The 26616-nt window shown below is 48.0% G+C and carries 23 protein-coding genes, 1 pseudogene and 3 riboswitches; of the genes and pseudogenes, 6 read left to right on the forward strand and 18 right to left on the reverse strand.

The window, feature by feature from the left end; genetic code table 11:
• Positions 1 to 200 precede the first annotated feature (200 nt).
• From BI182_RS13845 to BI182_RS13865, 5 genes and pseudogenes are all read right to left on the reverse strand, one after another.
• Positions 201 to 329, reverse strand: coding sequence for a hypothetical protein (locus BI182_RS13845; protein WP_286808706.1), 129 nt, complete (start codon positions 327 to 329; stop codon positions 201 to 203).
• Positions 330 to 860: 531 nt separating this feature from the next.
• Positions 861 to 1241 (reverse strand): annotated as a pseudogene (locus BI182_RS13850) (type IIL restriction-modification enzyme MmeI); the annotation flags it as partial.
• 134 nt (positions 1242 to 1375) lie between these two features.
• Positions 1376 to 1639, reverse strand: coding sequence for a Txe/YoeB family addiction module toxin (locus tag BI182_RS13855; RefSeq protein WP_286808709.1), 264 nt, complete (start codon positions 1637 to 1639; stop codon positions 1376 to 1378).
• Positions 1632 to 1895, reverse strand: coding sequence for a type II toxin-antitoxin system Phd/YefM family antitoxin (locus BI182_RS13860; protein WP_286808711.1), 264 nt, complete (start codon positions 1893 to 1895; stop codon positions 1632 to 1634). Before BI182_RS13860 ends, BI182_RS13855 begins: the two co-directional genes overlap by 8 nt.
• A 151-nt stretch (positions 1896 to 2046) precedes the next feature.
• On the reverse strand, positions 2047 to 3342 hold the full coding sequence (locus BI182_RS13865) for an RNA-binding domain-containing protein (protein WP_286808713.1): 1296 nt from the start codon (positions 3340 to 3342) through the stop codon (positions 2047 to 2049).
• 268 nt (positions 3343 to 3610) lie between these two features.
• Between BI182_RS13865 and BI182_RS13870 the strand changes: the two genes are divergently transcribed.
• On the forward strand, positions 3611 to 4666 hold the full coding sequence (locus BI182_RS13870; protein ID WP_286808715.1) for a Fic family protein: 1056 nt from the start codon (positions 3611 to 3613) through the stop codon (positions 4664 to 4666).
• A gap of 57 nt (positions 4667 to 4723) precedes the next feature.
• Here BI182_RS13870 and BI182_RS13875 read toward each other — a convergent pair whose 3' ends face one another.
• The gene (locus BI182_RS13875) at positions 4724 to 5173 is read right to left on the reverse strand and encodes an Hsp20/alpha crystallin family protein (protein WP_228880641.1); all 450 of its coding nucleotides are present in this window, start codon (positions 5171 to 5173) and stop codon (positions 4724 to 4726) included.
• Positions 5174 to 5324: 151 nt separating this feature from the next.
• Positions 5325 to 5882, reverse strand: coding sequence for a DJ-1 family glyoxalase III (locus tag BI182_RS13880; protein ID WP_286808717.1), 558 nt, complete (start codon positions 5880 to 5882; stop codon positions 5325 to 5327).
• Positions 5883 to 6134: 252 nt separating this feature from the next.
• Here BI182_RS13880 and BI182_RS13885 point away from each other — a divergent pair, with 252 nt between their 5' ends.
• Positions 6135 to 7229: a sensor domain-containing diguanylate cyclase gene (locus BI182_RS13885; protein WP_286808718.1), complete on the forward strand. Its 1095-nt coding sequence runs from the start codon at positions 6135 to 6137 to the stop codon at positions 7227 to 7229.
• Positions 7230 to 7275: 46 nt separating this feature from the next.
• Here BI182_RS13885 and BI182_RS13890 read toward each other — a convergent pair whose 3' ends face one another.
• The 9 genes from BI182_RS13890 to BI182_RS13930 all read right to left on the reverse strand — a co-directional run bounded on the left by BI182_RS13890 (position 7276) and on the right by BI182_RS13930 (position 18500).
• Positions 7276 to 8742 (reverse strand): S41 family peptidase, encoded by a 1467-nt coding sequence (locus tag BI182_RS13890; RefSeq protein WP_286808719.1) that lies wholly within the window; start codon positions 8740 to 8742, stop codon positions 7276 to 7278.
• Between the two features lie 278 nt (positions 8743 to 9020).
• The gene (locus BI182_RS13895; RefSeq protein WP_286808721.1) at positions 9021 to 9827 is read right to left on the reverse strand and encodes a methyltetrahydrofolate cobalamin methyltransferase; all 807 of its coding nucleotides are present in this window, start codon (positions 9825 to 9827) and stop codon (positions 9021 to 9023) included.
• A gap of 30 nt (positions 9828 to 9857) precedes the next feature.
• Positions 9858 to 11243, reverse strand: coding sequence for a uroporphyrinogen decarboxylase/cobalamine-independent methonine synthase family protein (locus BI182_RS13900; protein ID WP_286808723.1), 1386 nt, complete (start codon positions 11241 to 11243; stop codon positions 9858 to 9860).
• Positions 11244 to 11472: 229 nt separating this feature from the next.
• Positions 11473 to 12135 (reverse strand): Crp/Fnr family transcriptional regulator, encoded by a 663-nt coding sequence (locus BI182_RS13905; RefSeq protein WP_228880626.1) that lies wholly within the window; start codon positions 12133 to 12135, stop codon positions 11473 to 11475.
• Positions 12136 to 12242: 107 nt separating this feature from the next.
• The gene (locus tag BI182_RS13910; protein ID WP_286808724.1) at positions 12243 to 12746 is read right to left on the reverse strand and encodes a glycosyl-4,4'-diaponeurosporenoate acyltransferase CrtO family protein; all 504 of its coding nucleotides are present in this window, start codon (positions 12744 to 12746) and stop codon (positions 12243 to 12245) included.
• Positions 12747 to 12800: 54 nt separating this feature from the next.
• Complete coding sequence (locus tag BI182_RS13915; RefSeq protein WP_286808726.1) at positions 12801 to 13916, reverse strand: glycosyltransferase; 1116 nt, start codon at positions 13914 to 13916, stop codon at positions 12801 to 12803.
• Positions 13913 to 15580 (reverse strand): phytoene desaturase family protein, encoded by a 1668-nt coding sequence (locus BI182_RS13920; protein WP_286808727.1) that lies wholly within the window; start codon positions 15578 to 15580, stop codon positions 13913 to 13915. Before BI182_RS13920 ends, BI182_RS13915 begins: the two co-directional genes overlap by 4 nt.
• Complete coding sequence (locus tag BI182_RS13925) at positions 15577 to 17469, reverse strand: FAD-dependent oxidoreductase (protein WP_286808729.1); 1893 nt, start codon at positions 17467 to 17469, stop codon at positions 15577 to 15579. Before BI182_RS13925 ends, BI182_RS13920 begins: the two co-directional genes overlap by 4 nt.
• A 131-nt stretch (positions 17470 to 17600) precedes the next feature.
• Positions 17601 to 18500: a ferredoxin-like domain-containing protein gene (locus BI182_RS13930; RefSeq protein WP_286808731.1), complete on the reverse strand. Its 900-nt coding sequence runs from the start codon at positions 18498 to 18500 to the stop codon at positions 17601 to 17603.
• Positions 18501 to 18665: 165 nt separating this feature from the next.
• On the opposite strand from BI182_RS13930, the gene BI182_RS13935 reads away from it, so the two are divergent.
• Positions 18666 to 19583, forward strand: a complete 918-nt coding sequence (locus BI182_RS13935) for a LysR family transcriptional regulator (protein WP_286808732.1) — start codon at positions 18666 to 18668, stop codon at positions 19581 to 19583.
• A 56-nt stretch (positions 19584 to 19639) separates the two neighbouring features.
• Here BI182_RS13935 and gshAB read toward each other — a convergent pair whose 3' ends face one another.
• Both gshAB and BI182_RS13945 read right to left on the reverse strand, forming a co-directional pair.
• Entirely contained in the window at positions 19640 to 20629 is a 990-nt protein-coding gene (gshAB, locus tag BI182_RS13940) for a bifunctional glutamate--cysteine ligase GshA/glutathione synthetase GshB (protein ID WP_286808734.1), read from the reverse strand.
• 131 nt (positions 20630 to 20760) lie between these two features.
• Complete coding sequence (locus tag BI182_RS13945) at positions 20761 to 22449, reverse strand: dynamin family protein (RefSeq protein ID WP_286808867.1); 1689 nt, start codon at positions 22447 to 22449, stop codon at positions 20761 to 20763.
• 88 nt (positions 22450 to 22537) lie between these two features.
• Positions 22538 to 22607, reverse strand: a riboswitch (Fluoride riboswitch).
• 141 nt (positions 22608 to 22748) lie between these two features.
• Positions 22749 to 22808, forward strand: a riboswitch (Fluoride riboswitch).
• Between the two features lie 100 nt (positions 22809 to 22908).
• Between BI182_RS13945 and BI182_RS13950 the strand changes: the two genes are divergently transcribed.
• The 3 genes from BI182_RS13950 (at position 22909) to BI182_RS13960 (ending at position 26511) form a co-directional block, all read left to right on the forward strand.
• On the forward strand, positions 22909 to 23346 hold the full coding sequence (locus BI182_RS13950; protein WP_286808736.1) for a fluoride efflux transporter FluC: 438 nt from the start codon (positions 22909 to 22911) through the stop codon (positions 23344 to 23346).
• Positions 23347 to 23358: 12 nt separating this feature from the next.
• On the forward strand, positions 23359 to 23718 hold the full coding sequence (gene crcB, locus BI182_RS13955; protein ID WP_286808737.1) for a fluoride efflux transporter CrcB: 360 nt from the start codon (positions 23359 to 23361) through the stop codon (positions 23716 to 23718).
• Positions 23719 to 23789: 71 nt separating this feature from the next.
• Positions 23790 to 23884: riboswitch (NiCo riboswitch) on the forward strand.
• 107 nt (positions 23885 to 23991) lie between these two features.
• Positions 23992 to 26511: a cation-translocating P-type ATPase gene (locus BI182_RS13960; protein ID WP_286808739.1), complete on the forward strand. Its 2520-nt coding sequence runs from the start codon at positions 23992 to 23994 to the stop codon at positions 26509 to 26511.
• The last annotated feature ends 105 nt before the right edge of the window (positions 26512 to 26616 follow it).

Here is a 26616-nt window from a genome sequence, read left to right on the forward strand (position 1 = left end):
ATCGCAGAATCAGCCATTGGAGAACATGGTCTTTTGATCGTCTCAACGCTACTTCTGCGATGAGACGGTTGGTGGTGATAGTGGTTTACCTGAGATTCTTCCCATGTCAAGCCTCCTTGTTTTCTTAGTTACTGATTATTTAACCCCATCTGGACAAGTCTGTCAAGAAAAACTGTTTAGCTAAGGTGGCTCCTACTCATTTAAGCGTCGGCGCAGCGGTTGTACTCGTCCAAATCGAGGGTGTCCTGATCCAGGGCCTCGTAACAGACCACCTGGTTGCGACCGTTGCGCTTGGCGACAAATCGGTCGATTATTATTGATACCAACATTATGAGTGTTAAGTAAATTCAAGTCTAATTTGTTTTTAATCATGCAATAATTAATATCTTACTGAAAGTATTTCTGTTTCTTGCCATGAATTCTTAACTCAAATTGCGCAGTTGAACACTTATCTCAACCGGCTGGGGGGACAGATGCTTGATAAATGGGGTTAACGGTTGATGGCGGCGTGGTTAACGCAAAAAATAGTAAAGAAACGCCCGTGGGCGTTTCCGGGGTGTTGATAAGCATACCGTACCGACCAATTGTTAATCTGTTGTATGCGCACAACATGATATAACAATTATCGGTACTGGGTTAGCTTTTTTTATAATGCTGGTATGCCCTTAGATCAGAGGTTACGTATTAGTTATAACTGCTGACTTTGGCAATTGGTTTCCAGCCCGAATCACTTATTTTTAGCATTCAGTCATCATCTCAGCGACAGCCGGATCGCCCTGTTAAAAGTGCGATAGGCAAAATTTATTTTACAATCCAGTTTTGACCATAAAGCCGTCGCGGTTTCACCTTGTGTGATTGAAATAGATCAGAAAGGCTTTGAAATTACAGGTGACAATCCAGCGTGGCCGTTTGGAATAAGGCAGGTCGGCCGAGTAGCGTTTAGCCTGCTGAAAGGGACTGAGCATGGTGCCGTCGGATTGTTTGATGGCCTTGCGCAAATCTTTATTAATGCCTTTTTGCTCAATTAACACATGGGTTTCGGGAATGATCCCATCGATGAAACTGGTATGGTCCAGCACCACCTGGTCTTCAAAAATGATAAACTGTTCCGGATTTTTGACCCCCATAACATCTCGGAGCAAGGAGATCCAGAACGGTTGGCTCTGGCCTTTTTCGTAACCCTGATCTTTCCAAATTTCGGCAAATTTTTTCGCTGCTGCACGCTTCTCGATATCTGTCATATTTACACCCTTTCAAAAGAAAATTATTTATTTCTTCAATAATCATAACAAATCACTGTTTTGGTGATGTTTCTGATGCGACTTTTATTCTGGTATTGGTTGATCGTTTATTTCCTTGTGTAGCTGCTTTACCCTTAACGATCCCCATAATGACTCTTGCAACCGATGATATAAATGGTATCACCCTGGATTTTGTAAATGAGTCGCTCGCTTTCCGAGATTCTTCGGCTCCAATAGCCGGAGAGCTCGTGCCGGAGGGCTTCGGGTTTCCCAATGCCGGTGTAGCCATTGCGCTCAATATCCCGAATCAGTTCATGAATTTTTTTGAGGATCTTTTTATCTTGATTGTGCCAGTACAGATACTCCTCCCAGGCATTCTCTGAAAACAATTTATTCATCGTTCATGTCACACGCTTTTAATTCGATCGTTTTCCCCTGTTCAATTTGCTCTTTACTTTCGATCAGACGATCATAATAGGCTTTATTACTGGTAATATAAGCATTTTCAATTAAATTATTATATTCATCAAGACTGATCAGAACGACATTTTTTTCGCCTTTTCGGGTGACAATGATGGTTTCACAGTCATCGGTTACCTTGTCAAAATAAGATTTCATCTTGTTTCTCATGGTGGTATAATTGATGGCTAACATGATCTTTCCTCCTTAAGGACTTTATTCTGTACTTAATATTGTATTTTATTGGGGATAAAAAGTCAAGAAAACTCGGCCGGGTGACAGACACGCCTAAGCTTTAAGATTCCCTGCTGGCATTGGCCTGATCGTTTTTTTGTGGTGTAGCTGCTTAACTTGGCTTTCGCAACCGATAACGGGTATTTTTGCCCTTGCCTACGGCTTCCAGCAGGCCGTTTGTGACCAGCTTTTTCAGGTACCGGCCTGCAGCTGTTTGGCTCAGCTCCAGGGTGGTTTCAACCTCACGCCGGGTGAGCTCGGGTTGTTTTCTTAAAAGCGTCAGAATTTCAGCTTCGATCCCCATCATCGTTTCATTCCCGGGCATTTCATTGCGATTGGGCAGGGTTATTTTGAAGGCGTTTTCGGTCACTTCAATTTTGGGTTGAATCCGTTCCCCTTGATAAGCTTTAAGAATTTTTGGTACCCCCGTCCCATAAGCTTCAATCAGCGCCAGACGATAAAAGATACTGGCCAGATTTTCGTTCCGGGTCATTGAAATCCCCAACATCATGTCTTCAAAAGTGATTCCCCGAACCAATCCGCCCACCGAGACAAACTCCAGATGATCATCAAAAATGCTGATCAGGGTGCCGGCACTGTATCCGTAATCCCGATGAACCAGGGCATTGAGTAAAGCTTCCCGAACGGCTTCCGGTGGAAAATTTCGTTTATCGGAGCGATACAAACCAACAATTTCGGCGCGGGTTCCATTATAGAGATCAATAAAATCATAGGCATCGTTTAGTTGTTTAAGCAGCGAACCGGTGAGTTCCCGCCGATCTCTAAACACTGATTTATCAGTCCCCTGAAAAACGGCCATTTTAATTGTGTGACTGCACTGATCCGACAGAAGCATTCCCAAGTTAGTGAAGATGCCATCGGCACTCATCATTTTCAAGCTCTTGAACTGATTTTCGCCAAAGGGTACGCTCCGCTTTTCAAATTCTTTGGCAGCCTCCTTAAAAGTCAAATCCTGATTGAGGGAACGGGCCGTCTCAAAGCGCTCGCCATCGGTTTCTTTTATCATTTTAATGATCGCCGTTTCTGTTGCCGGAACGGATGAAGCACCTAGTCTGACATAAACACCTTCCGGACGGATTCCTTTACCCGATAAATAATAAGGACAAGCCGTTCCCTTTTGAACCGTGATCTTGACGATGGGTTTATCTTCCATGACCACCAGTTCGGTTTTGACAAATATGGTGACGTCTGGCTTGATGGCATCTCGAATAGCATTTGATGCTTTTAACATGATTTCATCAGCATCTATTACCCCTGTGATGGAGCCGTCGTCGTTAATCCCGAGATACAAAATACCACCATTGGTATTGGCAAATGCGACGATTGTTTTTTTTATCTCGTCAACATAGCTTTGTTTAAATTCAGTTGTTTCGCTCTCAATTAGCATTCTCTCATCAACTCCCCTTTTATTCTTGCCACCATTCTAACCGATTCTAACCATTCTTGTCAACCTTAGTGGTTAGAATCACACCAATAAAAACGCCCTATTTGCGGGCTATCTGCTGCAAATAGGGCGTTTCTTGCCCACGTGCCTAACTTATAAATCAATATGTTAATGCTCGTTTCGATTATTCTACCTAAGAGGATTGACTTCTGCACAATTAGTTGATAATATTGTGCAGAAAGAGAATCTATTAGGCAGAAAGGAATCGAAAATGCGTAAGTTTGATTATACAAAACTCCCTGATGAGTTAATGCATTATGAGTTAATGAACTTAATCTCGGCAATTCATGAATATAAGGGAAAGCAGGAGTTGTTCATTGAAGCGAAGCCCGATATCCTTGAGTCCATGCTGGAAATTGCAAAGATTCAAAGTACTGGTGCTTCAAACCGAATCGAAGGTATTTTTACATCCGATGAACGTTTGGATGCGCTGGTAAAACTAAAGGCTGAGCCACAAAACCGATCAGAGCGTGAAATTGCCGGTTATCGGGAAGTGTTAAGTTTGATTCACGAAAACTACGATCACATTACCCCAAACACAAATGTTATCTTACAATTACATCGAGACTTATATCACTTCAGTCCGTCTTTAAGTGGTGGAAAATTTAAAAATTCAGATAACATTATTGCTGAAACCGATGCAAGCGGGAAACGTAAGGTAAGATTTCAACCGCTTTCTGCATTTGAAACACCTGACGCAGTCGATCGTTTAACGACGACTTTTATTGAAGCAGTGAACGCTGATAAGTATGATCCGTTGCTGTTAATTCCAATGTTTGTACTGGATTTTCTTTGCATCCACCCTTTTAATGATGGAAACGGGCGATTGAGCCGGTTGCTGACCTTACTGATCTTATATCGCTCCGGATATATTGTCGGGAAATATTTGAGTATTGAAATGATTATCGAAAATACCAAAGAAACCTATTATGAGGTGTTATATGACAGCTCAATTGGATGGCAGGAAGAAAACAACCGCTATTTTACCTTTGTTAAGTATTACCTTGAAGTCATCTTGAGGGCTTACAAAGAGTTTTCGACCCGTGTTGAATTGTTTCAGGATCGAAGCCTAACCAAACAAGAACGGATAAGAAAACTATTTGATGACACCCTTCAAAAGCTGTCAAAGCGAGTAATTTTAGAAAAATGCCCCGATATTAGTACATCAACAGTTGAGGTTGCGTTGGCATCTTTATTAAAAGAAGGATATATTATTAAAACTGGGGCTGGTAAGAATACCGCCTATATCCGAAATACTAATAAATAAAAACTTTAAAAACGCCCTATTTGCGGGCTATCTGCTGCAAATAGGGCGTTTCTTGCTTTATTCAATTTCAATTTGTTTGGTCAACTCCGGCTTGGCCTGCTTGGGCACCGTGATGGTCAGAACCCCATCAGTCAGCTTGGCTTTGATGTCGTCCGAGGCCGCATCGGCCAGAAAGACGTTGCGGGTCATGGCCGTGAATTTTCGTTCCCGATGAACATAGTTTTTATCCGTTTCTTCTTTTGTTTCTTCCTTCTTGACGGCTATCTGAAGTCGACCCTCTTCCAGGGATAGACTGATTTCATTTTTCTGGAAGCCGGGGAGCTCGGCCTCAACAATATACTCTTTTTCATTGTCCTGGAGGTCAATTTTAAAGGTGTCACCCGCTAAGCTTCTTCGCATCGGCCAACCTTCTGCAAAAAAGTCGTCAAGCATATTCTGGAAATCATTAAAACCGGTATTCATCAAATCATTTCTTTTTCTGTTAAACGGAATCAGTGCTGTCATCATAACTACTCCTTTACATTGTATTTTGTTAGCACTCTCACTTAGTGAGTGCTAACTATGGTTATTTTATACCATCTTTTTCTTTATCTGTCAATACTTCTGTAAAGCCTTTTAAGTTATTTTTAAGGCGGTCAGTTAATCCGACGTTGGGTTTTTACTTCCGGTCATAGAGAATATTTTTACGCAAGGTTTCGGCCGCTTCCGCCCCAGCTAGAACCGTTACCAGTTCCAGGGCAAAGTCCACTGCTTTTCCCGGCCCCCGGGACGTAATGATGCGGCCGTCCCGTACCACCGCCGCCTGCTGGTAGCTAGAATCCGGAAACGCATCTTCAAAGCCGGGATAGGAGGTCACTTTTTTCCCAGTGATGATCCCCGCCTGGGCCAACACAATCGGCCCGGCACAGATGGCGGCCACTACTTTCCCGGCCTCATCCATCGCTCTGACCACGCCAATCACCCGCGGGTCATCTCTTAAGTTGGCCGCCCCGGGCATTCCGCCGGGAATCACGACGGCCTCATAACTGTCAAGGTCACTCAGCTCATCAATATGGCGGTCGGCCCTGACTTCAATCTGATGGCTGCCCGTCACCATCAGCCCCTCAGCAATGCTGATCATCTCAACGTTTAGCGAGCTGATGCGGCGCAAATAATCGACAACCGTTAACGCCTCCACTTCCTCAAATCCTGGTGCTAAAAAAACAATTACCTTCATCCTTCTCCTCCTTTATGCGTTTATCTTATTCTAGTCCCAAGCAGGCTAAATAACAACGACTATTTAAACGCCCGACAAATTTTTATTCTGCTTTTTCTATCGGGATGTGCTATCATTACCTTTCAAGCCAAACCCCAGTTTAAGTGCCAGTCCTTGCATGTTCACTTGGCGATTGGGTATAAAGCTACTGACATCAATGCCAGCCACCGCGTTTTTATTTTGGCAATTCCCCTGACGATAAAGGAGACTATTATGGAAGATACCCACGCCCTGATTGCTTATCTCAATGCCCTGCTGGATGGAAAAAAGCCACCACTGCCAGCCGGTTACGCCGATGACCCCGATTTTCTTTTGCTGATTGGGAAGCTTGGACACATCCAGGCATTTGTTAGTGAGGCCCAAAAAACGGATACCGGCGACATCTGTGATCTGGATGAGTTGATCGCCCTCAAGAAAAAGCTTAAGGAAAGTGAAGAACATCATCGGCTGCTGATTGAAAACGCCAGCGATATTATCAGCACCGTCAACCTCGATGGTGAATTTACCTATATCAGCCCTTCGGTGGAGCGGATGACCGGCTACACGGTGGACGAGGTCACCCATCATTTTCTTGAAATCAACTATTTTTTGCCGGAAACCTTAAAGGTCATGGAACGCACCATGGCCCTGGTCAGACAGACAATTGCCCGGGGCCAACGCTTTGATTCGGTTCGTTTTGAACAGATGCAATATACCAAAAATGGTCAGGCCTTCTGGACCGACACGGTTCTAACCGGGGTTTATGATGATCATGATCAGCTAAAAGGATTGCTGGGCGTATCCCGGGATATCACCGAGCAGGTGCGGCTGCGGGAGGAAATCATCCGGCTTTCACAAACCGACAAACTGACCCAGCTTTACAATCGTTCCCGGATCGAGGATCTGCTGGAGGATGAGTATAAACGGGCCAACCGCACGGATTCGACCTTTGCCGTCATCTTTCTGGATGTCGATCATTTCAAGTGGGTCAATGATCGTTTTGGCCATCAGGCCGGGGATCTGATCCTCAATGAGTTGTCGACGGTACTGCTTGACAACATCCGCCAGACGGATCGGGTCGGGCGCTGGGGCGGCGAAGAATTCGTTTTTATTCTGCCCGATACCGATGCCACCGGAGCCCTGCTTTTTGGTGAAAAAATCCGGTTAAAGATTGCCAGACACCCCTTTACCAATCCGACCCACATCACTGCCAGTCTGGGGGTGGCGGTTTATCAGGGCCGGGGCACCCTAATTGACCTGCTTGCCCGGGCCGATGACGCCATGTACGCCGCCAAGAAGGCCGGTCGCAACCAGGTGCAGTTGGGCTAGACCCAACGTTTTAAGCGACCATCAGCTCAGACCACAAATAGTAGTCTTAGTTTTGCAGTAGCTGGATGGCCTCAGCCAACTCGACATCTTCCCCATTGGCAATCCGGATGGCATTTTCCGCCGTCATGGGGATGACCAGATCCGGCCGAACCCCGCCACTGCCATTACGACTGTCCAGCTGGATGTTTTTCTGTTCGTCCAGCGACTGTCCCGACGGCCAGTGGACCGTCAGTGAACCGGGCATCAAGGCTTCAGCGCCAGCCAGGCCAAATGATCCATTGGTGCCATAAAAACCCAGCGTTCTGACATTGGGCAGTTTCTGAAGCCCCATCGCCAGCCCTTCTCCGGAACTGACGCACTTGGGATTGATCAGGACAATCACCGCTCCCCCATAATGCGGTTGGGTCGGCGCAATGGTCAGACCAACACTGCCGTCTTCATTTTCTTGAATTTCAAATGCCCCTGTTGCCGGATTATAGAGATTCTGGTATTCATAAAAGGCTGGCTGATCATAAAAAAATCCCAGCATATCCACCGCCATCTGATCCAGTCCGCCAATATTATTCCTAAGATCGATAATCAGCCCCTGACTGCCATTTTGTTTGGCAGAAGCAATGGCATCACGAAGCAGCTCCAGGGTTGACTGCGTTTTTCCGGTTTCCTGAAGATCAGCATCGAGTTCTCCCTGAATTTTTACATAAGTGATCGTATCAGCCACCGTTTGGCTTTCCACCATCGCCGTTGGCACCGGATCCGGGTTATCGACCCCGACAAACATATCCCTAAGTTTATTGGAAACCACTGCATCCGGATAGTTTTTGCGAAGCGATTGGCCCCCATCATCAAAAGCAACCAACGTTGCCAGGGTTACCTCATCAGCCCCCAGATAGCCGATCTCAACCGGCTGGCCAATCGGAGCCCGAACCAGATAGGCCAGCTTTTTCAGATTCAGATATTCGGTGGTGGCCGATGTTCCACAAAGCAGCGTTTCGGTTTGATCCAGCGCCGTCCGGATCGGCTGACCATTCCAGGAAACCACTTCTGTACCGGGTCGCAGCCCGGCTGCAAAGGCCTGCGACGCAGGATCAACCCAACTGATGATGATGTTATGATCACTGCTGTTTGCAAGTGCTAGCCCATAGCCGCCACCAATAAACAAATCATCAATTTCTTTAAGATTGTTGACCCGGACATGGCCATCGGGTATTTCATTGAGATAAGCCCGCAGCGTCAAATAGTAGCCTTTAAAATCCTGACTGCTTTGGGCGGCGGCAATCTGGGGTGCATAGGTGGCATGAAGGGAATCCCAATCAATTCCCTTCCATTCTGTGAAGGCATATTCCTGCGCGAGGGTTTCGTGTAGCGCTTCAAAGGCTGCTGTCCAGCTGAGATCACTAAAATCGTTGGTTGCCTCCGATTGGGTCGGTGGCCGGTCAAAATAGGCAAGAATCCCGGCAACGACGATGACGATACAAAGAATCGCAAGTAGTTTTTTTATTTCCCTGGTTTGCATAAGAACTCCTTTCAAAGCTTGCGGAAATCCCCGAGACTTCTGCCATCAACAGCAAAATTTCAGCGCTTGACGGTTTCTTTTTTTAACCGACGAGCCACGAGCCCTGTTACGATAATAAAGCTCACTCATTTTGCGATTACAGGTTTTCCGCCGAGTTTAAATTAAGGTTATTATATAACACTTTAAGTCATTTATCCAATAAATTTAATCCGCTTGCTGATCGTCAGGTTAAAAAAATACCGGATTGCGGCGCTTCGCCACGACCCGGTATTGTTTATTTATTGCCCCACCGGCCCGATGATCCCGGCCCGATAGGCTTTGCTGTATTTGCGACAGTGCTTATCCTGTCCCATCAGGGCATAGGTGGCGAAGATGGTGCCCATCATTTCCCGATTTGTCGGATCCAGCACCGCCGAATCCATCCCCGCTTCCATGGCAAAGGCCATGGCCGTTTTATTCAGCAGCGGTCGTACCGGTAAACCAAAGGAAATATTACTGATCGCCCCGGTGACGTGGATAGTCGGATAGAGTGCCTTGATAGCCCGGATTTCGTTGCCCAGGTTGACCAGGGCATTGTTATCGGTGGACAGGGCCATCACGCAGGGATCAATATGAATCCGATCCGGGGTGATCCCCAGTTTATCAGCCTTTTCCACCATCCGGCCGGTGATTGCCAGCTTGGTTTCCAGATCACAGGGAATTCCCTTGTTGTCACAGGTTAAGCCAACCACTTCCCAACTATTTCCGGCCAGCAAAGGCAACAGGATCTCGCACTTGTCTCCTTCTTCGGAAATCGAATTGATCATCCCCGGTTTGTTGGCATCTTTAAAGACGGCTTCAATGGCCCGGGGATTGGGGCTGTCAATACACAGCGGCGTGTCCACGGCATCCTGCACCACCGCTATCAGCCACTGTAGCGTTTCGATCTCCTCTTCCGGCGCAGTGCTGGCACATATATCAATAAAATCCGCTCCCGCTTCGGCCTGCTTGATGGCCCGATCAGCGATAAAAGCGGCATCCCGTTTTTCGATGGCTGCCTTCACCACCGGAATGCTCCCGTTAATTTTTTCTCCGATAATAATCACTGCATTTCTCCTTTTTGTCTGTTTTCTCCATTATATCAGCAGATTCATGTAAAAATCAAAGGTTTCCTTGCTAAACCGTTCAAAATTGGCCCGGGCAAAATCCGGGGTCAGCGGATATTTTTGTTTAAAGCTGTCCCAATCAAACAGGTATCGTGACTGCGGCTTTGGTACCTGGTTTTCATCAAAAACAAAACCTTCACTGTTAAGCGGTGTACCAAAAGTATCCCCGGGGTTTTTATAGGTTGCGTAATCCCGGATAAATTCGGTCAGCGCCGCCAGGGTGTCGAGGTTTACTTCCTTTAAGGTCAGTGGGTTTTTATCAAAACCAAAAATATAACCGCCGCCAGGCAGCATGATATCCAGAAACGCCTTGGCCCGGTCAACAATCTGGGCCGGGGTATCGGTCTTTAATGCGGCACTGGGGAATAAGCCAGTCAGCAGGAATTTTTTACCCAGCTTATCTTTAATGGTCTGGGGATCTCCATATTCAAAAGCCAGCTGGCAACCCGCCGGAATTTCTGACTCTAGAATATCCAGATAACGGCTCCAGTCGTGTTCGCAGAACATATTGGGACGGGCCCCCACCGCCGCAAACTGCTTAAGCATCGTTTGATAGGACGGCAGGTAGATTTCCACAAAATCCTTTTCCCGCATAAAGGTCGGCATGTGAAGCGGAATAAAGACCGAGCCCTGGGGATTAATATTCCCCGGCAGACCCCAATGAAAGAGCAATGGCATCACGGCGTCAGCCGCTTCCTGAAGCTGAGTTCTATGTCGGCGGACATCCATGCTGATGCCGGAAAAACTGCGCAGCTGATCAGCAATAAAATCCAGTGGGGCTTCGGTAAAATTAAAGGAGCCAAGCGGACTGCCGGGATAATAGCCATGAGTCTGGATCAGTTCAAAAAATGTCGGCAGAAAGGCCATTTCGTCATTTGTAAGCGCCTGCTTGCCCATCTGAATGGCAGTTGCCATGATCAGGGGATTCTTGGGATCGAGGTTTTTATGCTGTCTGGGAATCACCGTCTCAACCAGAAAATCAAAGGGGTTGTCAATCAACTGGGGGTATTCATCAGCCAGCATCCCGACCACCTCCGGATGTTGGACAAAACCGCCATTACCCATCACAAAGGACTGGGAACCATAGAGCTGATACATCGACGGCGTCCGGGACAGCAAAAAATTAGCCGGAGCCACCGGACAGGAATCCGAATAGATTTTTTTGCACAGGTCGCGGGCCGGATCGGCCAAAAGCGCATAGTTAAACTGAAAATCAAACAGATTCTGACCCCCATATTCGGCCACCAGATGCTGGGGCAGGGTGATCCCAATCGGCATCCGCTCGGGAATGGTATTGGCATAGAAATCACGGTACAGTTGACTGCGTTTTTGTTGCAAGGCTAAAACATCACTCATTTTGTTCCTCCATGTAAATTTATTTAAAATGACCAGACGCCTCATAAAACGGCCAATCGGCTGCTGTTTACTCATTACCTTCTGCTTTTTTAAGCAAAAGTAATTTTTTCTGATTGACCGTTAAAGGTTTACAGCTCTATCGACATCATAGCAAAATCTAAACCGCCCTTCTGTCTCGCAAAAGACATAAGGGCGGTTTTTTTGTAAATTTTTATATTTTTAAGATTATCTAAATGGTTTGTGAGCAAAATTGTCGCAATTTTTCCATGTTTATAATAAAAATCTGGTTTCGCCGGGTATCAATGATCTGCTCCTCCCGGAGAATCTTTAAATACTTGGCCACATTGGCCCGGTTGAGTCCCACGAATTCGGCAATCGCCTGCTGGGAAAAGGGAATCCGCTGATCATGCTCATTGGTGTTTTTTAAATAGATATAAAAAAAATTACAGATCTTCTCCATGCCGGTGGAAAATAACTGGTTGGCCAGTTCCTGGCCATTGAGCGAGACCAGTTTGATATAAGCCCGATACATCGCCATATTCAGATCCGGATTGGAATTAACATACCGCTCAAAGCCGATCCGATTAAAGACAAACACTTCCAGATCGGTGACTGCCGTAAAGGCAAAAGACCGCATCATCTCAATCTCGCCCGGAAAATACAGCGGCGCCAGATAACCCTTACCATAAAACGATGACGTCTTGACGTTCCCGGATTCATGAATAAAGGAGCCCGACATGGTTCCGGAGGTAATGTAGTACATCTCATCGAGGGGTTCGCCAAAGCCGTTAACCGGCTCGTTTTTAAGGTAGCGTCGAACCGTTTTTTTAATCCCGGCGAAATAATCTTCAAACGCCGAAAAATCATCGGCAAAATAATATTGCAGCTCCATTGCGCCTGCCTTTCATATCGTATTCCCAGCTTCTGATTCGTCTTTAAATGAATAGCTGTCACGATTCTAACCGATTCTGGGCCTGATTGTCAACCACAGCCCATCCACTATTTCGTTTGATCGCATTGGTTTTCCCGCCGCACCACAATCCGGACAATCCGGGGCCGATTATAGCGCTGGGCAATCACACAGGGTAGATTGACAGCCAGGGCGAAGAGCAGCATATAGACAATGACGATCGGCGGGGTAAAAAAGCCGAACACCCAGAAAGGCAGAATCGCCAGCCAGTGGATCATTTCCGCCCGACAGGATTCCCGCAGGTATCTGTCGAGATGCTCTTTGTCAAAACTGGCCAGCTTCTTCTTTTCAAAACCGCCCTTGACCAGCGACCCGCCATCGGGCAGGTATTTTTTCCAGTGCCGCACCCTCAACCACTTTTGATAAATCGCCCCATCTTTTTCCCAGCGATGGGCCCGGTAAAACCAGCTCGAGTAATCGAAAAAACGCTCCGGCAGGCGGGTGCAGAGCAGGGCAGCAGCGACCATCAACACCGGCCAGACAATAAAACACAGTAGAATTGCCTGGCTCTGGGACAAAAATATCAGTTGCATGCGCTTCTCCTCTCTTTGTACTCACATTTCAGGTAATTGGGAAATGCTCCAATGCTATTTTTGCTGGCGAATTTCCCGGTCTTTCCAGATCACCGGGCGACCCATTATTTTTTTCACCAGCGACCGTAAAAAGATCACCAGATAAAAAAGCAACAACAGCGGATAACAAGCGATGCCAATCACCGAAAAGCTGCCAATCTGCCGGGCAATGCGGGTAAGCTCCAGCACCCAGATGCCATAGCAGGCCGCCATTATAGTACTCCACAACCACTGCTGCCAGACCAGATTAAGAACCAGATAAAGTGGTGCCGAAGCAACCGCAGTGATCCAGAAAAAAACCAGAACGATCAAAAACAATGGTGTGTTGGCTACCCCGGCGGCCTGATTTTTGGTCCAGCCATCAATCAAATCCCCTAGTCCTCCGCCATACATCCGATAGGCAACGTCCTGATCTCCCAGAAACAGGGCAAAGGGAATGTCTTTTTCCTTAAGTTTTTCGCCCAGAGCGACATCGTCAACAATACTGGTTTTAATGGCGGCATAACCGCCGACGGCCTGATAGTCGCACCGGTCAATCAAAATCACCGGGCCATAGAGACCAATCCCACCGCTGCTTTTAAAGCCTGGCGGCAAACCCAAACCATTGGCCCCCATCTGCAGGCAATTAAAAAACAGCGACAGCGCCTCCCAGCTTTTTAAAATCCGATGATAGGGCATCACCGAAACCAACATCCCGGTTTTTTGACGGGCCCTTAACAGTTTGCCAAGACCATTCGGTCTCAACCGTACATCGGCATCAAGAAATAAAAGCAGCTCGCCACTGGCAGCTTCCCAACCCTGGTGACAGGCCCAAGCCTTGCCCAGCCAGCCGTCCGGCTTTGGTGCCGCAGTGATTAGGGTAGCCCGATAGTCCCTGGCAATACTGGCGGTGTAATCGGTGGAACCGTCATCAACGCAGATTATTTCGTGAATCGCACAGGTCTGATTCTTTAAATCAGCCAGCAACAGCGCCAGATTTTTTTCTTCATTGCGGGCCGGAATAATAATTGACAGCTGCGGATTTTGGTTGCCCGATTCCTGTGTGTCCCCTTGCTCCAGACCAGGAAAGCGGTTAAAGAGCAGCCAGCTGGCGACCAGTCCCAGTAGCAGCGTCGCAGTTACCAGAATCATCGGTGGGCCTCCTGATCATCCCTGGAATCTCCCGCCCGGGACTTTTTTGCCAGTTGCCTGATTACCGCATCAGCCGCCAGCTTGCCCGTCAGGATCGATACCGGTAGTCCCGAGGGGCTAAAGGTCCATTGCCCGGCCTGAAAAACATGGGGCAGCGGGGTCTGGGTGGATTTGGCAATTTTGCGAAAAACACTGACCGCTGGCAATTTCCCGGCGGTTGCATCGTCACGAAAAGCCCAGCCAGTGATGGCACCACCGGAATTGCCAGTGCGCCGCTCAAGCGTTAACGGGGTGGAACAAAAGCTCAGCTCAACCTGCCCGGACAAATCAGGAAAGAGGCTTTTTTCCAGCACCGCCTGAATCTGCTCTACGCATAAGTCTTTAAAGTCCGCATACCAGCCAGCGTCGTCAATCGCTTTAACCAGCCGATAATCCATCAGGGTGCTGACAATCACTCCGGTTTTTCCGGCCGTGGCCAGAGCCGGATCCCGCAGTGCCGGGCAGGAAATCTCATAGGTGGTCAACGCCAGATAGTCCCGAATCCAGGCTTTCATGGCCCGCTTCCGATCCGCCGTCGACCGGGCCGGATCGGCCAGCACCGCTGCCCAGGGTTCGGCCTCAATGGCCGACAACCCCGCCTTGCTGGGGGTGTAAAAGCAATGGGGGCCACAGCGGGCAGCAAAATAAGACGGTGCCAGATCAACCCCCAGATAGACGGTCAAAATCGAATCACCGCCACGGTTTAGACGGATTTTTTGTTGCTGTTTTCGAACCCGCTGGCCCAGCGGTGCCGATTGTGTATCATCAACAGCCCGGTATAGGGCCTGCATATCGGCACACCAGATCAGCTCGCAATAGCCAAAGCAGCGGCCATCCCGGGTGATCACTTCTCGGGCATTTAAATCGATCTGACTGATCTCAGTGCCCAGCGCCAGCTCGCCCTGATGGGCCACAATATAATCTCCCATGGCGTTAACCAGGTGTCCGGTGCCGCCAATGGGATAGCTGTAATCGCTGTAAAGACCAAAATAGCTGAGCGCAAAAAATGTCGGCATCTTATCAAAAAAATGCTGGATAATCACATCAATCAAGGCCTGATTTTTGGTAAAACGACGCAGATAGGTGACAACCGGTTCATTAAGACGCTGGGCTTTGCGGATGTTGACCTGATATTTAAGCAACCACGGCAGCAGGGTTTTAAAAAGATAGTCTTTATCCCTGGTCAGATCCATAAACAACGGGTTTTCAATGCCGTAAAGCACGTCCATGTACCCGGTCACCTTGCGGATTTCGTCAATTATGGCCGCAATATCAGCTTGGTTATCGGGAAATTTGGCACTTAGCATGGCGGCATAAGCAGCCAGACTATTAGCTCCATCCAAGGTCATCTGAGCATCTTCAATGCCAATCACCACCGGGTTCTTAACAAACGCCAGCTCAATCCCCAGCTGCCTAAGCATTGGAAAAACGATTCCGGAGTTTTCAAAGGCCCGGATTCCGGCATCAAAGGTAAAGCCCTGGCGCATAAAGCTCCCCACCAGGCCACCAACTTGTTGGCTTTTCTCACAAAGCAGGGTGCGATAGCCCGCTTTGGCGGCATAGGCAGCGCTGGTTAAACCAGCGATCCCGGCGCCGACAACAATCATATCATATGCCCCGGTCATTGGTTCTGCCTCAAAAGCGCCTGAAGCTGGTCGATCACCGCCTGAATTTCCACCGGCTGACCGGTTCTGGTGTTTAAAATACACTGGCATTCGCACTGCGACAGCTCCAGACTTTCACAATCAATTTGCAGCCGGTGTTCCTGGCAATAAGCCGCCAGCCGTTTCCCGGCCCCAACCAGATTTCCCACTGCCACCCGACGCATGATTCCCCGGATATCCAGATTCCTCAGGTGCGCTGGCATTCCCAGTCCACAATAGGGATGCTCACAATATTCACAGCGGGCGGCTTTTTGCATCAGGGTTCGAATTTCTGTGGGAACATCGGCATAAAGTTTTTCAGCGGTCACCGGCCGCTTAAGAATTCGCACCATCTGCTTGCGCTCCGGTTGATACACATAGGGTAACAATCCCCTTTTCTTGAGCACCGCATTGGCGGCGGCAATCCCCGAGGTGGTTACGGTGGGGGTACCGGTCCCCATCACCGTGGATTCACCACAACAGAACAGATTGTCCCATTCGGTCCGGGTGTGAAGCCGCATAAACATGTGCTGCCCCAGCATCTGTTTGGGGCCTGCTACCGCGCCACCGTTTTTATTGGTATAATAGGCAATCGTCCGGGGGCTAGCCAGCTCGGCGAAGCGGATGCTCTTTTTAAAGCCCGGGAAGCGTTCTTCCAGCACCCCCATCAGCCTCACTTTTTCCTGCTCTTTGCACTCCTGATAGGCCCCCTCATTGGCCGCTTCCCAGTCTTTAAAACTGGGGCCAATGGCCAGCACCACATGGCTGTCCGGATCACAGAGGGTTTTATCATCAAGGCTGGAAATATAGACGGTGACCTCACTTTCATCGAGGCGATCGGGGTTGCCCACCAGCATTTCCACCGGCTGGGTGTCCAAAGGAATCACCGCTTTGTCAACCTCGGCATAAAGCACCACACTGGGATAGGTTGGCACCTGTCGGGCCGCCCAGCGGGCCCGCTCCAGGCTCAGGTTGGGCCGGTCAATCAGCTTGCCATAAAGATTCCAGACCGTCCCCGAATAGATCAGATCACGACCATAGACGGCTTCACCACTGCTTAAAACCACCCCCACCGGTCGATTATGTTCAAAAATTATTTTTACAACCTCTTTTTCCAGAACCATCGTACCACCATATTCTTCAATCACCTTTTCCAGCTTACCGGGCAGAAAAATGGTTGAACCGGCGGGATAATAGCTGCCACCAAGGTGGTTGTCGACAAACATCACCGCCGCCAGCACCGCCGGGGCTTCTTCCAGGGTCGCATAGCAATAGGTTGAAGTAATCTTATCAAAAAACTTGAAAATCTCCGGGTCAGCAAAATAGCCCTCCAGCAGACTGCGGGCACTCTTATTTAAATAGCCCAGAAAGCGGGCATAGGACAGCGGGTGTTTGATTAAGCTTTTCAGGGCGCCCCGGGCTTCGGTTTCATCCGGGGTGGTATAGTTGGGATTATCCACCATCACGTCCCTATACATCTTTTCCAGATCCCGGTAGAACCTTTTGATATTATCCTGTTCCGACGGAAACACCGCCCCCAATTCGGCAACAAAATCGTCAATCCGATCCCCAAAGCGAATCACCTGCCCCTTGAAATGGATGCAGTAAAGCAGCTCATGCTTGACTACCTCAATTGGTTCCTCAAGACAGTCAAAAACAAAACGATGGGCATTAAAGCCCTGTTCACCAAAGCCAAACAACATTGCCGCCCCAATATCAAAGGTCACACCATTACGTTTAAAAATCCCGCAGGAACCGCCGGGATTATAGCTTTTCTCAATCACGGCGACCTTTAGTCCACTTTTAGCCAACAGACTCCCGGCGGTCAAACCAGACAAACCGCCGCCAATTATAATTGCATCATATTCCATTTCCAGTCCCTCTTTGCCCTTGTTTTTTTGTAATTGATTCTATTTCATATTCTTACCCCGAATCCTTTTAATTAGCCATCTTTTATGGAATTTCTGCGAATTGATTTGCTTCTGACAGAGTTTTCATCCGGCTATCTCAGCTTTTCATCGTTTAATAAGACCGTTTCAACTGCATCAAAGCCGATCCGCTCGATGGTCTGGGCTAACCGTTCCCGTGGCAAACCATTGTCTGAGTAAAAATTGATTATCTTTTCAACGGTGTCCAGAAGTTCTTTCTGATTTAAAATGATCCGCTTCAATGCATGTCCCCGATTTACCTGTTTGCCCCAACGACCGCCAATCACGATTTTATAACCCCGATCGCCACCAACAACCGCCTCAAAGGGACATTTGCCAATACAGATGCCGCAGTTGAGACATGCCTGATTATTAATTTTAATCTTTCTTTCAACCTGCTGTGCAGCACCGACAGCACAAGACTTAACAACAGCACAGTTTTTGCAACCCCGACATGCTGACTGATTAACAATCGGTTGAAATTGGCCGATTATGCCGACATCGTTGAGATCCGGCTTGACACAATTATTGGGACAGCCTCCAACCGCAATTTTAAATTTGTGCGGCAGGGTAACATTTCGCATCCCGGTATAAAAACGGTCATGAATTTCTTTGGCAAGTCCAAAGGTATCAATTAAACCATATTGACAGGTGCTGCCTTTGCAGGACATAACCGGACGGATCTTTGCTCCGGTTCCCCCGGTTTCGATTCCAGCTTCTGCCAGATAATTCCGGAACGCATCGATCTGCTCAAAGGGAATCCCCTGACACTCGATGGTTAAACGAGAGGTTAACGCTAAATAGCCATTGCCATATTTTTCGGCGGCCTCCACAATTTTTTTAGCCTGTTCCACAGTGATTAAACCATTTTCAGTAATCACCCGACCCGAAAAATTGTCAGTCCCCCGATTACTTAAAAAGCCTAACGCTTTCACTCTTTTTTCTTCTGCTTGACTGATTGTCAGTGTTGCCATCTCAATTCCTCAAAAATAGGTCCTATTTCTTCGCTTTCTTTTAATTACATGCATGTTAGGTTAAGTATAACCCTTGCTGTTTTATAAGTGAAATGGTATTATTTTATATATTTCATAGTTATTACCTATATGCAAAAATGATATATTTGAAACACTGGAGGAAAAATGGATATCCGTCACTTAAAAATATTTATCTCCGTGGCCGAAACTGGTTCGATGTCGGCCACGGCGAAAACTTTTTTCATCACCCAACCCTCAGTCAGTCAGGTGATCAAAGAACTGGAAAATCATTATCATCTGCTGCTGTTTGAACGACTGGGTAAACGTCTCTTCATTACCCCAGCCGGCCAACAATTACTCAACCAGGCGCACATCGTGGTTCGGCAGTTTGATGCCTTAGAAGAAAGTTTTTCCAGCCTTGGCAGTAAAGAAGCGATCCGGATCGGTTCAACCATTACCGTCGGGGCTTGTCTGCTGACCTCGCTGATCACTGATTTCAAACAGTCCAACCCCAACATCGACAGCTTCAGTTATGTCAACAATACCAAAATGATTGAAGAGCGGCTGCTGAAAGCCGAGCTGGATATCGGGCTGGTGGAAGGTGAAATAAAACACCCCGATCTGATTATTGAACCAGTGATTGACGACTATCTGGTAATAGCCTGCAGTCGCCATCATCACTTTGCGGGCCGCCAGGAACTGAACGCACAGGAACTGGAAAAAGAAATCTTTGTGCTGCGGGAAGAAGGCAGCGGTACCCGGGAATTATTTATCGATTTTGCCCGCAGCAAAGACCTTACTTTGAACATTGGCTGGGAAGTAACCTCGCCGGAAATTATTAAAACGATTGTCATGAGAAATAATTGTCTGGCCGCCATTTCGATTCGTCTGGTTACGGAAGAAATCGAAAATGGTGATATTTATGCGATCCGGCATCAGAAGGCGATCTGGAATCGAAGCTTTAGTCTGGTTTATCATAAAGACAAGCATCTCAGCCCAGCCGTCTCGAGTTTTATGGATATTGCCCGAAAATACGGAAATACCGATATGATGATAACCGCACCAGTCGGCCATCTGGTCTAATAAAAAACCAGCCCCCTTCGAGTTGACAAGGCTGGTTTCAATTTTATCAATAATTTCTAAAACCCCAACAAATCCAGCACCTTGTCATCGACGTGGCGGTTCTCACCAACAAAGGGATAGTTATGAATATGCAAGGCCGGGTTAAAGTTCAGCTCAATAATACTGTAATTGGTTTTATCGGGTTTGGCCTTTAAATCCTTTATAATGATGTCGGCCCCACAGATTTTGGCGCCCACCGCCTGGGCCGCTTTAACCGCAATGGCCTTATAATCGTCGATGATCGCATCGGTAAAATCGATGCTGTCGCCGCCGGTGCTGATATTGGAGTTTTCCCGGAGATAAACCGTTTCGCCTGCTGCGGGAATGGTCGCAACCGTTTTATGCTGTTCGCCAAGAAAAGCGATTTCGGTATCATCCAGCGTAAGCTTCTCCAGCGGCGTCACATAGCCCTTGCCCCGCAGCGGATTGCGGTTTTTTTCGGCCACCAGCTCGGCAATGGTAGAAACCCCATCCCCCACCACATTGGCCGGTACCCGGTGAAGAATCCCCGCCACTTGCTCGCCAATCACCAGAAAACGGTATTCTTTGCCGGGAATAAAATCTTCAATCAGCACCGCCGTATCATACGTGAAAGCCTTAACCACCGCCTGCTGAAAACAGCTGGCGCACTGAAGCTTTTTAAATATCTCAATCCCCAGCCCAAAATTGCTGGATTTGGGTTTGACCACCAGATCCCGACCCCGAAAGCTTTCAAAATGGGCCATCGCTTCATCCACCGATTGCACCATCATCCCGGCTGGCACATTGATCCCCAGCTCCCTCAGCACCAGTTTGGTGACTTCTTTATTCTCCATAATCAGTGGCGCAATATAGGTATCCTTTGAAGTCCGTGTCGCCTGCTTGACGTATTCGGTTTTTTCGCCTTTTGTTAGCCGGATAAAATTATCCTCAGCATCCAGGATCTCGACCGTAATCCCCCGCTGCTTTGCTGCATCGATCAGCATCGCCGTTGATAATTCCAAGCCGTCATTTTGATTATTAAACATGATGAACTCCTCCTGACGTGTTTTAAACTAAACTATATTCTAAGTATAACCGCTTCGCTCTGGGAGGAACAGTTTTTTTATTCCCGGAGTGTCTACAGAAAGCCTTTGACTACCAATCCAAACAAGTGTCTTTATCCTTGCTGCAACTGATCAAGCAACAACGTCAACCGCTCACAAGTCTTGTCCAACTCCCGGATTTTATCCCCCAGCTGTTTTGAGGTATCTTCTTTATCGGCAATGACCCGATTGACCAACGCTGTAAGATCCTTTTTCAGTGCATTTGACTCCTGTTCCAGTGCGGCCGTAAAATCCCGGACGCTCTCGCGGATCTTATACTGATAATTATAAATCATGTTGTTGACATTATGCTCAGTATCGGTGGCCATCTTCTGCTGATAACGGGCGTAGATTTTTTTATTGGCGTAACCCCGGGGCAACAGGTAAACCAGATCATTGATATCCACCAAAAAAGCCGCCGGTTTCTGATTGACCTTGACATAGAAATCATCCCGCGAGGACAAGGTATGCACAGTGGTATCAACCTGATAGTTTATGCCGAAGAGTTCCGCCACCACCTGACCCAGAAACGCTTTGAGATCATCAATCTGTTGATTGAGAATTGCCGCCAGATGCTCATAACCCCGGGACAGGCTGTTAATCCCGGTCTCGCTGAGGTCGCTAAGATGCTGGGTCAGGCAGGTATCGAGCAGCGCCATCAGCACGCTCTCAAGATCTCTTGTTTTATTCTGCTGATGCTGCTGATAGGCTGCCGCCAATTCCTCAGCCAGCTTCTTCCCAATCTCCCTGGCGCCATCCTGCAGCACTGCCCGAATCTGCTCCAGCAGCTCGTCAATGTTGCGTAGCAGATAAAAGCTGGCATCTTTGGTAAGCTGATCCAGACTTCTCAGTTTTTCTTCCAGTTCGCAGCGTTTTTCTTCCAGATTGTCCAGTGGCATACTATAAGCCTGGCGGTATAGCATAAGATGGGACAGCGCCGCTGCCAGCGACTCCCGAAACTTAATCTGGACCGAATCAAGAATAATCCGGTCGGCCGAAACCGCCATGTCCCCGGTGATTTTATCAAAAAGCGCAGCCATTCCAGCTTTGGTTCGGGCACTAATGGCAAATAGTTCAATCGCTTCCACCTCCATGATCTGACAGAGAATATCATGACAATAACCCAGATAGGCGCTCAAATCGGCCGGGCTGATGGTGTCGATCTTATTGATTGTAAAATAAAACTTGGCGGCGTAGTTGCGGGCTTGACTAAGGAATTCCCGCTCGATTTCGTTAATCGGACTGTCCACCGACAGCATAAAGACAATTGCATCGCTGTCTTTCATCAAGGCATAGGCTTCATCCGTATTGTTCTGATGAATCGACCCAACCCCCGGGGTATCCACCAGAATCAGCCCATCCTTTAAAAAGGGATTAGGCAAAAACAGGTTGACAAATGACACCCCTTTCTGGTTATTGGGATTCTGCTGCTCAGCAATATACCCGACCAACTGTGTAAGCGGTATCGGTTGATGCGCCCCACTTTTAAAATAAACCTCGGCCAAGGCATCGCCGTACTGAATTTTAGTGGCCACCGAGGTGACCGGAATAATCCCCACCGGCAGCACCTCAGCATCGAGGACGCCGTTAATAAAGGTGGTCTTTCCCCGCTTAAACTGACCGATGACCGATATGACCAGCTCCCGGTTTTTAATTTTTTCTTTTAAATTCCCAATTTTTATGGTGTCTTCTTCGCAAACCCCGGTGGCCCGGAGTAAAGCAGCCACCTCATCGATGGCGGTGATAGTCTCATCTTTACTCATATTCACACTACCTCTCCTGGTTGGATCTCTGATAAAAACATGGGCCGCAAAAAATGCTGCGGCAATCAAAAAAAGCCAACGATTCTGTATTTTAACAGAAGTCATCAGCTTAACGCATTTTGGCGGTTGCCAGGGCGAACTTCATCACCTGTTTTATAGTTTAATCGATCAAAATGAAAATCTCAATTATTTATTGAAAAAAACCTTCAAATCTGACCACACTTATTTCGGTTTTATTTTTGATTTCGATTTCAGCACCACCTTTTATTGACACGATTATTTCCTCATGATAACATTATTTCATAGAAGGTGATGGAGTTCACCAAAATTGCTTATCAGCTGATGACTCCTGCAGGATTTGTAATGCTGCAGGTTTTTTATTGTCTAAAATAACCCACCTCACAAAATTTTAATCCCTTCGTGTCGAAATGTTTTGTCACTTAAGTCAGGAGGACTGTCATGAAAAAATACTACTTTATCGCCGCAGGCGGTGCCCTGGGTGCGCTGCTGCGGTTTGAGCTGAAAAGCTCCCCCAACCTGTTCCAATTCTCTGATCCACTGATTAATCTGGCCTTAACCATTCTGGTCATCAACCTGTTTGGCTGTCTGATTCTGGGGTCACTGAATGCCATTTTTTCTAAAACCGAACGGATCAGCACCGATTTAAAGCTTGGCCTAACCGCCGGACTGGTGGGCGCCTTTACCACCTACTCAACCTTCTGCAAAGAAAGCCTGAATATTCTGGACGCCGGTTATCTGCGGTTTTTCTGTACCTATGTGGCGGCCTCCATTATCCTCGGAGTCGGTGCGGTTTACCTGGGCCATCTGCTCGGCCATCATATTTTACACCCAGTGGGAAAAAATCTGGCAATCCGATTCAGCCTTGATAGCAATTAAGGAAAACACCTGATGGAAACTTTATGCGTTATTATAGGCGGAGCTTTGGGTAGTACCACCCGTTATGTTCTGGGCAAACGCTTTGCCACACGGCATCAACACCTCCCGATCGGCACCTTCGTGATTAATGTTTCCGGCGCCTTTCTACTTGGTGTTGTCACCGGTTTTGATATTTCAACCCTGCTTTATGGCCTTTTTGCCGAAGGCTTTCTGGGGGCCTACACCACCTTTTCGACCTTTATGTTTGAAGACTTTGTGCTGCTAAAGAACAACCGCATCCTCAGTGCCATCTTTTATGTGGTGGCCACCCTCGTACTCAGCTTTGGCGCCTTTTATGGCGGTTTCCTGATGGCAAACACCCTGATCGGCTAGATAATTTACGCTTGACAAATGCGATTCCCGGCCTTAAAATAAACGTATCTCTTTGCGCTGCATATTAATCGACAGTACAACCTGATCAGGCCATCAACATACGTGTTTTTGGAGCCGGGCCGCTACAGCGGCAGCAGATTTGATTTTTCGCATCTGTGGGACAGAATTTTGTTCCATGGGTGTTTTTTTTATACCTTTTTGAGAACAGATAAGACCATCTCCTGAGTGCTGAGAGTTTTTATAATCAGGCAAAACAGAAAATGGAGGAACCTTATGACCGAAAACTCAAATAACCCGGTGGGACTGACCACCAAAGAAGCCGCCCTGCGACAACAGCAGTATGGCAAAAACGAATTGGCCCCCCTGAAAAAAGAAAGCTTTTTTCACAAACTACTGCACATTATCAGCGAGCCGATGTTTGTGCTACTGCTGGTGGCAGCTGCCATCTATTTTGTCCTCGGAGAACCCCGAGATGGTGCCATCATGCTGATCTTTGTCATCGGCATCATCAGCATCGATGTGATCCAGGAATGGAAAACCGACAAAACCCTCAATGCCCTGAAAGATTTATCGGCGCCCCATGTCAAAGTCATTCGGGACGGTCAGGAAGTCACCATCGCCAGCGTCGATCTAGTGCCCGGCGATCTGATGATGATCCATGAAGGCGTTAAAATCCCGGCTGACGGCTTTGTGATTCGCTGCAATGATTGTTGTATTGATGAATCGTCATTAACCGGAGAAGCCGAGGGCGTCTGGAAAATTGCCACCCGCAACACCAATCCCACTTCAGATCACTGGCGCAACGACTATTGCTACGCCGGTACCCTGGTGACCCAGGGGACGGCTCTGGTTCAGGTCGATAAAATTGGCCCCACCACCGAGTACGGAAAAATTGGGATCCACGTCGCGCAAGCGCCGGATGAACCGACACCGCTCCAGAAGCAGACTGGCAGCCTGGTGAAACTCTGCGCCGGCATTGCCGCCGTCCTCTGTGCCCTGGTTGGCGTGATTACCTATATCAATATTCCCGACCACGCTCTAGGCGACCGGCTGATTGAAAGCATCCTGTCGGGGATTACCCTGGCGATGGCCATGATCCCCGAAGAATTCCCAGTCATTTTGACCGTCTTTCTGTCGATGGGCGCCTGGCGGCTGGCTAAAAAGCAATCATTGGTGCGTAAACTGCCGTCAGTCGAAACGTTGGGAGCGGTATCGGTGCTCTGCGTTGATAAAACCGGCACCATCACCATGAATCAGATGACTGTCCAGGAGACCTGGGCGCTTGATGGTAATCTCGATACCTTATGTGAAATCATGGGCCTGGGCTGTGAAACCGAAGCCTACGACCCGATGGAAAAAGCGATGCTCAACCACTGTGAAGCCGCTGGCATTTCCCGGGATCACCTTTTTGGCGGACGTTTGATCAGCGAATATGCCTTTACCAATGAACTCAAAATGATGGGCCACGTCTGGTTCCACGACGATGAGATTATCATTGCCGCCAAGGGCTCACCGGAACGAATTCTGACGATCGCAACGCTCACGGCCAGCGAGCGGACTCGGGTAGATGAAAAAATCCGGGCCATGTCCGAACAGGGCCTGCGGGTGATTGCCGTCGGCCTGATGAAGCCCAAAACCGAAGCCGATATTCCCGAGACAATTGAAGATTGCCAGCTGACCCTATGTGGTCTGATTGGGTTGGCCGATCCCCCCCGGGAATCGGTCAAAGCCGATATTGCCAGCTGTAATCAGGCCGGTATTCGGGTGGTAATGATTACCGGTGACAACGGCATCACCGCTGCCAGCATCGCCAGAAAAATCGGCATGCCAAACTGTGATCATATCATCACCGGGGACATGCTAAATCAGATGACTGATGCCCAACTTTGCGAAAAAGTTAAAGATGTCAGTATTTTTTCCCGGGTTATTCCCGAACACAAGATGCGGATTGTCAAAGCCTTTAAAGCAAACGGCGAAATTGTCGCCATGACTGGTGACGGTGTCAATGATGCCCCGGCCCTGAAATATGCAGATATCGGGATTGCTATGGGCAAACGGGGCTCCGAGGTCTCCCGGGAGGCCGCCGATCTGATTTTAATGGACGATAATTTCTCGACCATTGTCGATACCGTTGCGGACGGCCGCCGGATTTTTGACAATATCCGCAAAGCGGTGGGCTACGTCTTTACCATTCATATCCCGATTGCCTTTGCCGCCTTGCTGGCCCCACTGATGGGAATTGCCCCGGCCAGCCTGCTGTTATTGCCACTGCACGTGGTCTTGCTGGAGCTGATTATCGATCCCACCTGCTCGATTGTACTGGAACGCCAACCCGCCGAAACCGATATTATGGAGCGACCGCCCCGAAATCCCAAGGAAAAACTACTCAATGCTAAAATCCTGTTAAAAAGCGTCAGCCAGGGTCTGGTTCTGTTTGCCGCCTCCTTCGGCACCTATCTTTATATGCTGAATCAGAATCCGGGTAGCCCAGAGCTGGCCCGAACCATGGGTTTTGCCATTATTATGCTGGCGAATCTCTTCCTGGTCCAAGTCAATAGCTCCGATCATGATTTTGCTTTTCAGTCAATGAAACGGCTGGCAACCGATAAAGTAATGTGGACTGTAAGTATTGGCACGCTGGTGGGGCTCTTTGTGATCCTGTATACACCCTTAAATGCCTTTTTGAAATTTGCTCCGCTCACTCTTTTCCAATTTCTTATCGTCTTTGTCATTGCCGGGATCTCGGTGCTTTGGTATGAGCTGGTTAAGCTGATCAATAAACTTAAAAAGTAATGCCACTACCGCATTACTTCTTTAGTTTTGCTCACCAACCATCCCTGACCTAATAATCGCTTTAAAAAAGAGGCTCCCCACTATCTACTTTTACGTGGATGGTAG

The organism is Acetobacterium sp. MES1 (genome assembly GCF_002237635.1).
Taxonomy (GTDB): domain Bacteria; phylum Bacillota; class Clostridia; order Eubacteriales; family Eubacteriaceae; genus Acetobacterium; species Acetobacterium wieringae.